General features: G+C 74.1%; 12 protein-coding genes. 10 read left to right on the top strand and 2 right to left on the bottom strand.

The window, feature by feature from the left end:
* The first annotated feature begins 10 nt into the window (after positions 1-10).
* The 4 genes from QNO07_RS05300 (at position 11) to QNO07_RS05285 (ending at position 4,069) form a co-directional block, all read left to right on the top strand.
* The gene (locus QNO07_RS05300; RefSeq protein WP_283990340.1) at positions 11-574 is read left to right on the top strand and encodes a hemerythrin domain-containing protein; all 564 of its coding nucleotides are present in this window, start codon (positions 11-13) and stop codon (positions 572-574) included.
* Between the two features lie 115 nt (positions 575-689).
* Positions 690-1,835 (top strand): alanine racemase, encoded by a 1,146-nt coding sequence (gene alr / locus QNO07_RS05295; RefSeq protein WP_283990339.1) that lies wholly within the window; start codon positions 690-692, stop codon positions 1,833-1,835.
* Positions 1,832-3,034 (top strand): alpha/beta fold hydrolase, encoded by a 1,203-nt coding sequence (locus tag QNO07_RS05290; RefSeq protein WP_283990338.1) that lies wholly within the window; start codon positions 1,832-1,834, stop codon positions 3,032-3,034. Before alr ends, QNO07_RS05290 begins: the two co-directional genes overlap by 4 nt.
* A 57-nt stretch (positions 3,035-3,091) precedes the next feature.
* Complete coding sequence (locus tag QNO07_RS05285; RefSeq protein ID WP_283990337.1) at positions 3,092-4,069, top strand: oxygenase MpaB family protein; 978 nt, start codon at positions 3,092-3,094, stop codon at positions 4,067-4,069.
* A 101-nt stretch (positions 4,070-4,170) separates the two neighbouring features.
* Here the strand turns inward: QNO07_RS05285 and QNO07_RS05280 are convergent, their stop codons facing one another.
* Positions 4,171-5,772: an ABC-F family ATP-binding cassette domain-containing protein gene (locus tag QNO07_RS05280; RefSeq protein ID WP_283990336.1), complete on the bottom strand. Its 1,602-nt coding sequence runs from the start codon at positions 5,770-5,772 to the stop codon at positions 4,171-4,173.
* 374 nt (positions 5,773-6,146) lie between these two features.
* Between QNO07_RS05280 and QNO07_RS05275 the strand changes: the two genes are divergently transcribed.
* From QNO07_RS05275 to QNO07_RS05265, 3 genes are all read left to right on the top strand, one after another.
* Positions 6,147-7,499 carry a DUF8189 domain-containing protein gene (locus QNO07_RS05275; RefSeq protein WP_283990335.1) on the top strand — a complete coding sequence of 451 codons (1,353 nt, stop codon included), beginning with the start codon at positions 6,147-6,149 and terminating at the stop codon, positions 7,497-7,499.
* 728 nt (positions 7,500-8,227) lie between these two features.
* Positions 8,228-8,737 (top strand): tRNA (adenosine(37)-N6)-threonylcarbamoyltransferase complex ATPase subunit type 1 TsaE, encoded by a 510-nt coding sequence (gene tsaE / locus QNO07_RS05270; protein ID WP_283990334.1) that lies wholly within the window; start codon positions 8,228-8,230, stop codon positions 8,735-8,737.
* Positions 8,738-8,966: 229 nt separating this feature from the next.
* On the top strand, positions 8,967-9,173 hold the full coding sequence (locus tag QNO07_RS05265) for a hypothetical protein (protein ID WP_283990333.1): 207 nt from the start codon (positions 8,967-8,969) through the stop codon (positions 9,171-9,173).
* A gap of 97 nt (positions 9,174-9,270) precedes the next feature.
* On the opposite strand, the gene QNO07_RS05260 is transcribed toward QNO07_RS05265, so the two are convergent.
* Complete coding sequence (locus tag QNO07_RS05260) at positions 9,271-9,834, bottom strand: hypothetical protein (protein WP_283990331.1); 564 nt, start codon at positions 9,832-9,834, stop codon at positions 9,271-9,273.
* A gap of 138 nt (positions 9,835-9,972) precedes the next feature.
* Here QNO07_RS05260 and tsaB point away from each other — a divergent pair, with 138 nt between their 5' ends.
* Genes tsaB through tsaD form a run of 3 tightly spaced genes read left to right on the top strand, consistent with a single transcriptional unit; the run spans position 9,973 to position 12,330 of the window.
* Positions 9,973-10,644: a tRNA (adenosine(37)-N6)-threonylcarbamoyltransferase complex dimerization subunit type 1 TsaB gene (gene tsaB, locus QNO07_RS05255; protein WP_283990330.1), complete on the top strand. Its 672-nt coding sequence runs from the start codon at positions 9,973-9,975 to the stop codon at positions 10,642-10,644.
* Positions 10,641-11,171 (top strand): ribosomal protein S18-alanine N-acetyltransferase, encoded by a 531-nt coding sequence (gene rimI / locus QNO07_RS05250; RefSeq protein WP_349636805.1) that lies wholly within the window; start codon positions 10,641-10,643, stop codon positions 11,169-11,171. Before tsaB ends, rimI begins: the two co-directional genes overlap by 4 nt.
* On the top strand, positions 11,164-12,330 hold the full coding sequence (gene tsaD / locus QNO07_RS05245; protein WP_283990329.1) for a tRNA (adenosine(37)-N6)-threonylcarbamoyltransferase complex transferase subunit TsaD: 1,167 nt from the start codon (positions 11,164-11,166) through the stop codon (positions 12,328-12,330). Before rimI ends, tsaD begins: the two co-directional genes overlap by 8 nt.
* Positions 12,331-12,345: the final 15 nt, after the last annotated feature.

Here is a 12,345-nt window from a genome sequence, read left to right as displayed (position 1 = left end):
CCAGGCAGACATGGGACACGGCGGCAACGTCATCGACGAACTCACCACCGACCACCGGGAGGTCGAGGAGCTGTTCGGACGCATCGACAGCCTGCCGCTGGCGGACGCCCGGCGGAAGACGCTCGTGGAGCAGGTCACGATCGAACTGGTCAGGCACTCCATCGCCGAGGAGGCGTACGTCTACCCGGCGGTCCGCGAGTACCTGCCGGACGGCGACGCGATCGCCGACAAGGAGATCAAGGAGCACGCCACCGCCGAGCAGCTGATGAAGGACCTCGAAGGCACCGAACCGGGTGAGCCCGAGTTCGAACGCCTGGTCAGCGCACTCACGGCCGAGATCCGCTCCCACGTGGCCGACGAGGAGCAGAACCTCTTCCCCCGGCTGCGGGCCACCGCGGGCGAGGAGAAGCTCGACGAGCTCGGCGACCAGGTCCGGCGGGCCAAGAGCGCGGCCCCCACCCGGCCGCACCCGTCGGCCCCCGACACGCCGCCCGCGAACAAGCTGCTGGCCCCCGGCGTCGGCTTCGTCGACCGCCTGCGGGACGCGATCACCGGCCGCGGCAAGGACGACTGACCGTTCACGCCTGCGCCACCGGGCCCGCCCGTTCAAGCCCGGGCCGCCGGGACCCGCCCGGGGCGTCCGGCGGGTACGGCGGCGGGGCGCTGCGGCGCCCTGAGACACTGGAGCGGTGAACACCGCACCACGTACGCCGCCGAGGCTGCGCGCCGAGATCGACCTGGACGCCCTGCGCGGCAACGTGCGCGCCCTGCGCGCCCGGGCCTCGGGCGCCGAGCTGATGGCCGTGGTGAAGGCCGACGCCTACGGGCACGGTGCCCTGCCCTGCGCCCGTGCCGCCCGCCAGGCGGGCGCGAGCTGGCTCGGCACGGCCACGCCCGAGGAAGCCCTGGCGCTGCGCGCGGGTGGCGACCGCGGACGCGTGCTGTGCTGGCTGTGGACGCCGGGCGGCCCCTGGGCGGAGGCCGTCGCCGAGGACATCGACGTCTCCGCGAGCGGACGCTGGGCCCTGGACGAGATCACCGCCGCCGCGCTGCGCACCGGCCGTACCGCCCGCGTCCACCTCAAGGCGGACACCGGCCTGGGCCGCAACGGCTGCCAGCCCGCCGACTGGGCGGACCTGGTGGCGGCGGCCCGCGAGGCCGAGGCGTCCGGACTGGTCCAGGTCACCGGCGTGTGGTCGCACTTCGCCTGCGCGGACGAGCCGGGCCACCCCTCGATCGCCGCCCAGCTCGCCGCGTTCGGCGAGGCCCTGGGCGCCGCCGAACGCGCCGGGCTGCGGCCCGAGGTGCGGCACATGGCCAACTCGCCCGCCACGCTGACGCTGCCCGCGTCCCACTTCGACCTGGTACGCCCCGGCGTCTCCGTCTACGGCCTGTCGCCGTCGCCGGAGGTGGGCGTGCCCGAGGACTTCGGACTGCGCCCCGCCATGACGCTCGTCGCCGCCCTCGCGCAGGTCAAGGAGGTGCCCGGCGGGCACGGCGTGTCCTACGGCCACTCCTACACCACGCCCGGCCCCACCACGCTGGCCCTCGTCCCGGCCGGCTACGCGGACGGCATCCCGCGGCACGCATCCAACACCGGGCCGGTGCTCGTCGCGGGCAAGCCGCGCACGGTCGCCGGGCGGATCGCCATGGACCAGTTCGTCGTCGACCTCGGCGGCGACCGTGCCGCGGTGGGCGACGAGGCCGTACTCTTCGGCCCTGGTGACCGCGGCGAACCCACCGCAGAGGACTGGGCGCGTGCGGCGGGCACCATCGGGTACGAGATCATCACTCGCATCGGCCCCCGGGTACCGCGGCTGTACGCGGGGGAGTGAGCAGCACGAGCGGAGAGCAGACCGTGACGGCAGAGGGCTGGGCGCGCCGGGCAGGCGTCGCCGGGGCGGCGCTGGGCGTGGTGGCGGCCGGCGTGGCGGTCGAACGGCTGACCGTGCAGCGGTCCGTGCGCCGCAAGGCCAAGCTGGCACTGGACGCCACCGGCCCCTACGGCACGCTGCGCGGCACCGCCGGCACCGCGATCGCCGACGACGGCACCGAGTTGCACTACGAGGTCGACGAGCCCACCGAGCAGCCCCCGCGCCGCCACCGCTTCCGCCGCACCGACCCGGCACCCACCCTGGTGTTCAGCCACGGCTACTGCCTCACCCAGGACTCCTGGCACTTCCAGCGGGAGGCGCTGCGCGAGCTGGGCACCGTCCGGGCCGTCTACTGGGACCAGCGCAGCCACGGCCGGTCCGAACGCGGCCGGGCGCAGGCCGCCGGTGCCCGCGGCGCGGTGCCGGTGAGCATCGAACGGCTGGGCCGGGACCTGCGGGCGGTGCTCGACGCGGCCGTCCCCGACGGGCCGGTGGTGCTGGTCGGGCACTCCATGGGCGGCATGACGATGATGGCGCTGGCCGCCCAGTTCCCCGACTGGGTCGCCGAACGTGTGGTCGGCGCGGCGTTCGTCGCCACCTCGGCGGGCGGCCTCGGCGAGGTCACCTACGGACTGCCCGCCTCCGGCATGCGGGCGCTGCGCCGCGTGGTACCCGGTGTGCTGCACACGCTGGCCGCCTACTCGACGCTGGTCGAACGCGGCCGGGCCGCCACCGCGGACCTGCTCGCCGGCCTCGTCAAGCACTACTCCTTCGGTGAGCCGCGCACGGTCGACCCGGCGGTGGCCCGCTTCGCCGAGCGCATGATCGAGGCCACCCCGATCGACGTCGTCGCCGAGTTCTACCCCGCGTTCCACGGCCACGAGAAGACGGAGGCGCTGACCGCGTTCACCGCCTGCGCCTCGCTGGTGATGGCCGGCGACAAGGACCAGCTCACCCCGCACGCCCACAGCGAGGCGATCGCCTCGCTGCTGCCGGACGCCCTGCTGGAGATCGTCCCCGACACCGGCCACCTGCTCATGCTGGAACGGCCCGAACTGCTCAACGGGCGGCTGCTGGACCTGATGGAACGGGCCTGCACGCCGCCCCCCGGCCGCCGCATCCCCCGCGCGGCCCGCGGCGCCCGCACCACCCGGCGCTGAGCACCCGGCCGCCGTCCGGGCCCGACGGACGAGCGGGTGGCCAGGCACCATGGGGGCATGGCGTCCGCCGCGCACACCCGCATCCCGGCCGAGGGCCTCTTCGGCGCCGGGTCGGTCTCCTGGCGCGTGCACGCCGACCCGGCAATGGGACTGGCCGGACTGCGCGCGCTGCTGCTCCAGGCGCTGCACCCGCTGGCGATGGCAGGGGTGGCCGAGCACTCCGCGTTCCGCGAGGACCCGTGGGGCCGCCTCTACCGGACCGCCTCCTTCATCGGCGCGGTCACCTACGGCACCGGCCCGGAGGTCGAGGCGGCCGTGGCGAAGGTGCGGCAGGTGCACCTGCACGTGCGCGGCACCGACCCGGTCACCGGCCTCGACTACCGCGCCGACGACCCCCACCTGCTGACCTGGGTGCACTGCAGCGAGGTCGACTCCTTCCTCGGCGTCACCCGCCGCTCCGGCCTGCGCCTGACCGACGCGGAGGCGGACACCTACCTCCGCGAGCAGGCCCGGGTGGCGCACCTCGTCGGCGTACCCGATGACCACCCGGTCCCTTCCGGCACGGCGGAACTGGCCGACTACTTCACCGCGATGCGCGGCGAGCTGAAGCTCACCCCGGCGGCCCGTGAGGCAGCCCGGTTCGCGCTGCTGCCGCCGCTGCCCACCTGGGTCCAGTTCGCCACCCCGGCCCGCCCGGTCTGGGTCGGCCTCGCCGGGCTGGCCTTCGCCATGCTGCCGGGCTGGGCCCGCCGCATGTACGGGCTGCCCGGCTGGCGTCTCGTCTCCCCCGTGACCGACGTCCAGGCCCGTGCCCTGCGCGCCGGCCTGTCGCTGCTGCCGCGCACGGTCAAGGAGGGCCCGCACCTGCGGGCCGCCCGCCGCCGCTGGTCCACCGGCGCCGGCGAGCCCGCCCCGGCCGCCCGGGCGGGTGCGGAGGGGCCGGCGTGCGCGGAGGGGCCAGCCGGTGCGGAGGGGCCGGAAAGTGCGGAGGGCCCGGAAGGTGCGGAGGGCCCGGAGAACCCGTCCGGCACGTAGGCCCCGATTCCGCCAGGCACACAGCCCCGGCGGCACGGTGGCAGCCTCACGCCCGGCAGTCGCTTCCCGCCCGGTGGCCGTCGTCCCGCCCGGTGGCCGCGTCACGTCCGGGCGGTGCAGGATCGGGCGCCCGGCCCGGGACCCCCGGGCAGGTCCAGCCGGGGCCAGTCCGCGAGGTCCCGCAGCAACTGCCGGTCGTGCGTCGCGACGACGACGGCAGCGCTCGTGCCGCGGATCGCGCCGGTCAGCTCCTCGACCAGCGCTGACGACAGGTGGTTGGTCGGCTCGTCCAACAGGACCAGCCCGGGACGCCCGGACAGCGCCAGCGCCAGGTCCAGCCGCCGCTGCTGCCCCTGCGACATCCGGCCCACCGGAGTCCGCAGGGCGTCCGACCCCAGCAGGCCGAGCGTGCCGAGCGGCACGGCGTCGGCGTCCCGCACCGTCCCGCCGGCCACCAGGCGCTCCACATGGCGCCGGTACACCTCGCGGGCGGTGAGCGCGGGGTCCTGCTCGGCGGTCTCCTGCGTCACCAGGACGATCCGCGCCCCCCGGGCCGCCCGGACGTGCCCGTCCGTCGGCTCCAGCGCACCCGCCAGCACGGCGAGCAGCGTGGACTTGCCCGCGCCGTTGGGCCCGGTGACGAGCAGCCGGTCGCCGCCGTCGAGGGTGAGATCGACCGGGCCGGGCAGCCGCCCGTCCACCGCCACCCCGTGCGCCCGCGCCTGCGGCGCCCCGGGCCGCACCGCGAGGTCGGGCCACCGCAGCACGGGCGGCGGCTCCGGCACGTCGACCCGGTGCGCCTCCAAGGCGTCCTGCTGCCGCTTCAGCGCCTGGACGACACCCGGGGCCCTGGACTGGCGCTGGTGCTTGCCGGTCCCCTTGTCCGGCCGCCAGCCGGTGGAGAGCCGGTCACGGGCCCGCGACGCCGCCTCCTGAAGCCGCCGGTGCTCGGCCTGCTGCTCCTCGTGGTCCTGCTCCCAGCGCTCGCGCTCCCGGCGCCGGGCCGCCTGCCAGGCGTCGTAGCCGCCCGCGTACAGGCGCGGCCTGCCGTCGCGGGTCGGGTCGAGGTCCAGGAACCGGTTCGCGACGTCACGCAGCAGCGCCCGGTCGTGGCTGACGACGGCGAGCCCGCCGTCGTGCGCGCGCAGTCTGCGGGTCAGGAAGTCCAGGCCGTCGGCGTCCAGGTGGTTGGTCGGTTCGTCGAGCAGCAGCACGTCGTGCCGCACGCCGAGCAGGCACGCCAACCGGACCCGGTAGCGCTGCCCGACCGACAGCGTGGACAGCGGCCGGTCGCGGTCGCGGCAGGCGCCGAGCGCCGCGAGGGCCACGTCGACCCGGCGCCCGGCGTCCCACGCGTCGAGCCGGGTCGCGGCGTCGAGCGCGGCGGCGTAGCGGTCGTCGGCAGCGGGTTCACCCTCGGCGAGTGCGAGGGTCGCCGCGTCCAGCGCGGCGAGCGCCGCGAGCGGCGGGCCCAGCGCCTCCGCCGTCAGGCTGCCGACGGTCTCGCCGTCCCGTGCGGACAGCTCCTGCCGGGCCAGGCCGATCGTCCCGGTGCGCCGCACGGTGCCCTCGTCCGGGGTGACCACTCCGGCGAGGACGTGCAGCAGCGTGGTCTTGCCGCGGCCGTTCTCGCTTACGACGGCGACGCGCGACCGCGCGGAGACTGGCCTTGTCCACGAGTTTGGACGGCAATTGTTCAGCACTCCGGACAGCACTCAGCCCTGCCGGCGTTCGATTTGAGGGCAGGGTCGGGGCAGTCGGGAACAGCCAGTGGGAGCGGACCGCCTGGCAGGAAGGGCCGTGGCTCGACGCGGTGCCGGGGCTCAAGCCAGGTAGGACACCGCCGTGGGCGGGCGCGTGCGCCGTCGCTCCCGTCCGCGCCTGGCGACAGCCGGGTCGGTTTTCACCGTAAGGCTGGTCGTGGCTGTTTTCCGCCAGATTGAGTAGCCCTGAGGCCAATCAGTGACTCTATGCAGTCATCACTCTGCGCTATGCGTGCATCCTGATGTCCGCCGGAATCCTCGAGTCACGAGCCCGGGCAAGCCGGTACGACACTCACCAGTGGAGAGGAAAAACCATGGCCATTGACCAGTCCACCGAGTCCCAGGACAGCGCGCCGCAGAACAGCGGGCTCTACGACACGCCACCGCCGGAGCTGGTGGAAAGGGCGGAGCACGCACGCAAGGAGCTTGAGACGCTGGGCGCCACCGTTCGGTTCGAGGCGAAGTGGTGGGGGTTTGAGGTTCACCTGAACCAGGCGGCGGTGGACGCGTACCTCGAGATCAAGGACCTCCTCGCGGACATCCTCGGCGAAGCTCTCAAGGAGCCCCTGTCGACGCTGGTCACTCTGGCGGCCATGGCGCAGAAGGTCTGGGTGCAGGCGGTGTCGAGGGGGTATGGCTGCAAGCTGGTCTCGCCGTGGATCTCGCCGACGATGCTCATCCCGATCGGTATCAATCCCTCCGAGGACCCCAACTTGTGGTGGACGGTGTTCGGTCGGAGCGCGGATACCGGTCACTTTCAGTGGAACGAGGACACCATGTTCCCGGCCCATGCCAGCGCCGCGAACCCGGCGGCGGCGGTGTTCAACGGCCGTCTGATCCTCGTCCACCGCGGCTTCGACGACCAGCAGCTGTGGTGGACCTCGTTCGACCCCGACAACGGCTGGTCTGTGGACACGGAGTTCGGCGCGCACTCCAGCGCCGCCGGCCCGGCTCTGGCGGTGTACGACGGGAAGCTGCACTGCGTCCACCGCGGGCACGGCAGCGACACCAAGTTGTGGCACACCACCTTCGACGGCCGTGGCTGGTCCGCAGACAGGCCGCTCGGCGCCCATTCCAGCTCTGTCGGCCCGGCTCTGGCGGTGTACGACGGGAAGCTGCACTGCGTCCACAAGGGCGCCACCTCTGACAGCACGTTGTGGCACACCACCTTCACCAGCGCCGGAGGCTGGGCCCAAGACACCCCGCTCCCCGGCCACTCCACAGCCTCGAACCCTGCACTGGCGGTGTATGGCAGCACGCTCCACATGGTCCACCGAGGCAGCGGCGCCGACACCTCCCTGTGGCACACCACCTACACGAGCGCCGGGGGCTGGGGCTCGGACAACAAGTTCCGCGCCCACTCCAGCCTGGAAGGGCCCGGCCTGGCAGTCTTCGACAACAGGCTCTACTGCGTCCACCGCGGCCACGGCAACGGGGACCAGAACCTGTGGTGGACCAGCTACAAGCCCGGCAGCGGCCCCTGGACCGACGACCAGAAGTTCCCCGGCCACACCAGCGGCGCCGGACCAGCGGTCGTCGTCTACCGCGACAAGAACGGCACGCAAGACCAACTCATGGTCATCCACCGCGGCTACGGCAACCGCGCAGCTGGCACCGACAGCGCCGAAGTGCAGGCACAGATCGCCGCGGAGGAAGACGCCAGCTGATCACCGCGCTCCCGCCGACCGGTCCTGATCACCGGTCGGCAGGGGCCCCACCCGCCCCGGCCTACCGGTGTCTGTCACCCATCTGGCGGCGCGCGAAGAGAACTGGACCGCGCCGCCCTTGGCGCGGTGAGAGCCGAGGAGTATCGCGCAGTTGGGCGATCGGTTCGATGCCGTAACGCCGCTCCTTGCAACTGCTTGCTGTTCGATTCGAGAGCTCCCCCCAGTGCTGTCCGAAGTGCTGAACAATTGCTGTCCATTCTCGTGGACAAAGCCAGGAGACGGTGACCGAGACGCCGTCCAGCACCCGTCGGGACGCGCGCACGACGCCAACGCCGTCGGCGCGGACGTGCGCGCTGCCCCCGGCCCCGACGGGCGGTGACCCGGCTTCGGCGTTGAGGGCAGGGGCGGTGGCAACGGTGGTGGCGGGGGTGGTGGCAGGGGTGGCATCAGGGCGTGAGGTGGGGTTCAACGCGTGCTCCGCAGCTCGCAGGGGAGCCGGGCAGCGGGAAGTGGCCGCCCGGCGGGAACCGGGACGGCGTGCGCGGATTCAGCAGAGTGAGGGGCGCCGCCGTCAGCGGGCGGAGCGCGTCCTCTGCGACCAGATACCTCGAGCCATGGCAACGAGGCTAGCAGCGCCGGCGCCGCGGCTTCCCGGATTTTCCGGCCCCTGGCGGCCGTCCGCCGGGGAGGGACCGGGGGAGGGCCGGGCAGCGCTTAGCATCGTCGGTATGCGCACTGCGATCACCGTCACGACGCCGGAACGTATGCAGGAACTGGGCCGGCGGCTGGCCGCCGTGCTGCGCCCCGGGGACCTGGTGCTGCTCACCGGTGAGCTGGGCGCGGGCAAGACGACGCTCACCCGCGGTCTGGGGGAGGGGCTGGGGGTGCGGGGCGCGGTCACCTCGCCGACCTTCGTGATCGCCCGCGTGCACCCGTCGCTGCACGGCGGCCCGGACCTCGTGCACGTGGACGCCTACCGGCTCGGTGGCGGACTGGACGAGATGGAGGACCTCGACCTCGACGTCTCGCTGCCGGAGTCGGTGGTGGTCGTCGAGTGGGGTGACGGCAAGGTCGAGGAGCTGTCCGACGACCGGCTGCACGTGGTCATCGAGCGCGCGATCGGCGCGGACGCGGCCGGTGCGGAGGACGGCGGCCCGGACGAGCGGACCGTGACGCTGACCGGCGTGGGTGAACGCTGGCGGGACGCGGACCTGGCCGCCCTGACCGCACCGGCCTGACCCGGCCCGCTCCCCCTCGTCACGCCCCCTGTCACGGCGATCACCGGTCGGGGGCATCCGGTCGCGCCCCTGCGGCGGAATCAGTCGTGCCACCCCCGAACCGCGCCTCCGCTCTCGCGGGCCGCTGTTCCGACACACTGTCGGTAAAATCTTGCGTAGGCGGCGGGGTGCGTGTTCCCATGGGAGTCAGGTCGGGTTAGGTAGACCTAACCCGGAGGGAGGAGGGGTCATGCCGCAGCACACCCGGTCGTCGTCGGCCGGTGACCCGCCGTTCGCGGCACTGCTCGCGTCCTGCGCCGCCGCTGAAGCGGTCTCCACCCCGCCGGAAGCGCCGGAGCGCGGGCAGGCGTCCGGCACCGAGCGGACTCCGCGCGGCGGACGGGACCACTCGCCGCGGGCCTCCTCAGGCGACGCGGCCACACCGGACGCCGCCTGACACGCACTACCGCCTGACACGCACACGCCCGCGCCACGTGACGCGGTGAGGCGTCCTGCGGGTCAAGGGGGCGACACCGGGCGCCAGGGAACGGGCGTCAGGGAATGACGACGACCTTCGTGCCGATGGTCGCGAAGACCCACATCGCGGCGCCGTCCTTGCGCTTCTCGCGGATGCCGCCGGTCTTCTTCTCCGGGTCGGGCGCGGGCGCCTTGCCGTCGAGAGCGGCGCTGAAGCCGACCACGGCCTCACCGACCTGCGCGAACCGCACCACGTTCTCCACCGGCACACCGTCCGAACCGGTGATGTGCGCCGAACGGGACGACACCGTGTACTCGCCGGGAAGCGGGCTGACCGACCCCGGCGTCACCTCGTACGTGCGGTTGACCTTGCCGCTCTCGTCCACCAGCCACACCCGTCCCGCCTCCAGCGCGTACACCACACGCCGGCCGGTGCCGGAGTCCGCGGGCAGGGCGGCCGGGTCGGCGGCCTTCTCGGGAGAGGCGCCGGGCGCCGGGGAGGAGGTCGCGGGGGGCTTGGACTCCCGCGCCTGCGGGGCCTTGTCCTGCGCGGCGGACGCCTGGTAGGCGAGCACGCCGACAACCGCCAGGGCCGCCGCGGTCAACCCGGCCACGAACATCCCCGCGCTGTTCCGCGCCACGGTGGGTCACCTCTCGTACAGCTGACTGGTCCACACCTGACGTTAGCAGCAGAGCACCGCCGTTCCCGGCCCGCCGGGGCCGTGCCGGACCACCGGGCGGGCGCGCACCCCGCGCCGCCCGAGCCGTAGGCTTGGCCCGTGCTGCTGCTTGCTCTCGACACCGCGACCCCCGCCGTCACCGTCGCCCTCCACGACGGGCACCGGGTGCTCGCCTCCCGGGACCAGGTCGACGCCCGGCGCCACGGCGAACTGCTGCTGCCGGCCGTCGACCGGGTGCTCTCCGACGCGGGCCTGACACCGTCCGCGCTCACCGGCGTCGTGGTCGGCGTCGGCCCCGGCCCGTACACCGGTCTGCGCGTCGGCCTGGCCACGGCCGCCGCCTTCGGCGCCGCGCTCGACGTGCCCGTGCACGGTCTGTGCACGCTCGACGGCATCGCCTTCGCGACCGGCCTCGCCGAGCCTTTCGTCGTCGCGACCGACGCCCGGCGCAAGGAGGTCTACTGGGCGCGTTACACCGACCACCGGACCCGGGCCACCGAACCGGCGGTGGACCGCCCCGCCGGGATCGCCGAGCAGGTCGCCGGTCTGACCGCGGCCGGCGCGGGCGCCGTGCTGTACGCCGACACCTTCACCGGCGTCCGCCCGGACCTGCCGCAGCACCAGTCGGCCGCCGCCCTCGCCGAACTGGCCGTCGGCATCCTCCGGGACAACCCCGGTACCGGGCCGGGCTTCCTGCCGCCGCAACCGCTCTACCTGCGGCGCCCCGACGCGCAGGTGCCCGCCAACTACAAGGTGGTCACGCCCACGTGACGCGGCACCCGGCGGAGGTGACGCTCCGCGAGATGCGCTGGTGGGACATCGAACCGGTGCTGGCCCTGGAGCACGAGCTGTTCCCCGACGACGCCTGGTCGCCCGGCATGTTCTGGTCCGAACTCGCCCACGCCCGCGGCCCGCACGCCAACCGCCGCTACCTCGTCGCCGTCACCGCGACCGGCCGCCTGGTCGGCTACGGCGGCCTGGCGGCCGTCGACGGCACCGGCGACGTGCAGACCATCGCCACCGCCCCCGACCACCAGGGCACCGGACTCGGGTCGCGGCTGCTGACCGCGCTGCTCGCCGCCGCGTCCGCCTTCGCCTGCACCGAGGTGCTGCTGGAGGTGCGGGTCGACAACGACCGCGCCCAGCGCCTGTACGCACGCTTCGGTTTCGAGCCCGTCGGATTCCGGCGCGCCTACTACCAACCCGGCAACGTCGACGCCCTGGTGATGCGCCGCCCGCACACCGAGGCGCCCGACGCCGCCGCACCCACCGACCAAGGAACCACCGCCCATGGCTGACGAGCCGCTTGTCCTCGGCATCGAGACCTCCTGCGACGAGACCGGCGTCGGTGTCGTGCGCGGCCACACCCTGCTGGCCGACGCCGTCGCATCCAGCGTGGACGACCACGCCCGGTACGGCGGCGTCGTCCCGGAGATCGCCAGCCGCGCGCACCTGGAGGCCATGGTCCCCACCGTGCAGCGCGCCCTGAAGGAGGCCGGAGTCGCCGCCTCCGACCTGGACGGCATCGCCGTCACCGCGGGCCCGGGACTGGCCGGGGCGCTGCTGGTCGGCGTGTCCGCCGCCAAGGCCTACGCCTACGCGCTGGGCAAGCCCCTCTACGGCGTCAACCACCTGGCCTCGCACATCTGCGTCGACCAGCTGGAGCACGGCCCGCTGCCCGAACCGACGATGGCGCTGCTGGTCAGCGGCGGCCACTCCTCGCTGCTGCTCGCACCCGACATCACCTCCGACGTCCGCCCGCTGGGCGCCACCATCGACGACGCGGCGGGCGAGGCCTTCGACAAGGTCGCCCGGGTGCTGCACCTCGGGTTCCCCGGCGGCCCGCTGATCGACCGGATGGCCAGGGAGGGCGACCCGACCGCCATCCACTTCCCACGTGGTCTGACCGGCCCGCGCGACGCCCCCTACGACTTCTCCTTCTCCGGCCTGAAGACAGCCGTCGCCCGCTGGGTCGAGGCCCGCCGCAGGGCCGGTGAGGACGTGCCGGTCGCCGACGTGTCCGCCTCCTTCCAGGAGGCCGTGACCGACGTGCTCACCCGCAAGGCGATCCGGGCCTGCAAGGACGAGGGCGTCGAGCACCTGATGATCGGCGGCGGCGTGGCCGCCAACTCCCGGCTGCGCGCCATGGCCGCCGAGCGCTGCGCCGCGGCGGGCATCACGCTGCGGGTGCCGCGCCCCAAGCTGTGCACCGACAACGGGGCGATGGTCGCCGCGCTCGGCGCGGAGATGGTCGCGCGCAACCGTCCCGCCTCCGACTGGGACCTGCCCGCCGACTCCTCCCTGCCCGTCACCGAACCCCACGTGCCCGGCGCCGGCCAGCCGCACGAGCAGGACCACGACCACCCGCCCGACCACCCGCACGACCACGCCCACGGGCATGCACACGACCACGACCACGTGCACGAACTCAGCAGGAAGAACCTCTACGACTCGTGACGACGACCACCACCG

This window comes from Streptomyces sp. 549 (assembly GCF_030124175.1).
Classification (GTDB): Bacteria; Actinomycetota; Actinomycetes; order Streptomycetales; family Streptomycetaceae; genus Streptomyces.
Note: the sequence above shows the minus strand (reverse complement) of the source record. Positions and strands in the feature narration are given on the sequence as shown.

Excerpts from the sequence above, each read along its gene's own strand:
- QNO07_RS05300 (WP_283990340.1), top strand. The coding sequence starts at position 11 with ATGGGACACGGCGGCAACGTCATCGACGAACTCACCACCGACCACCGG.
- QNO07_RS05285 (WP_283990337.1), top strand. The coding sequence starts at position 3,092 with ATGGCGTCCGCCGCGCACACCCGCATCCCGGCCGAGGGCCTCTTCGGC.
- QNO07_RS05275 (WP_283990335.1), top strand. The coding sequence starts at position 6,147 with ATGGCCATTGACCAGTCCACCGAGTCCCAGGACAGCGCGCCGCAGAAC.
- tsaE (WP_283990334.1), top strand. The coding sequence starts at position 8,228 with ATGCGCACTGCGATCACCGTCACGACGCCGGAACGTATGCAGGAACTG.
- QNO07_RS05265 (WP_283990333.1), top strand. The coding sequence starts at position 8,967 with ATGCCGCAGCACACCCGGTCGTCGTCGGCCGGTGACCCGCCGTTCGCG.
- tsaD (WP_283990329.1), top strand. The coding sequence starts at position 11,164 with ATGGCTGACGAGCCGCTTGTCCTCGGCATCGAGACCTCCTGCGACGAG.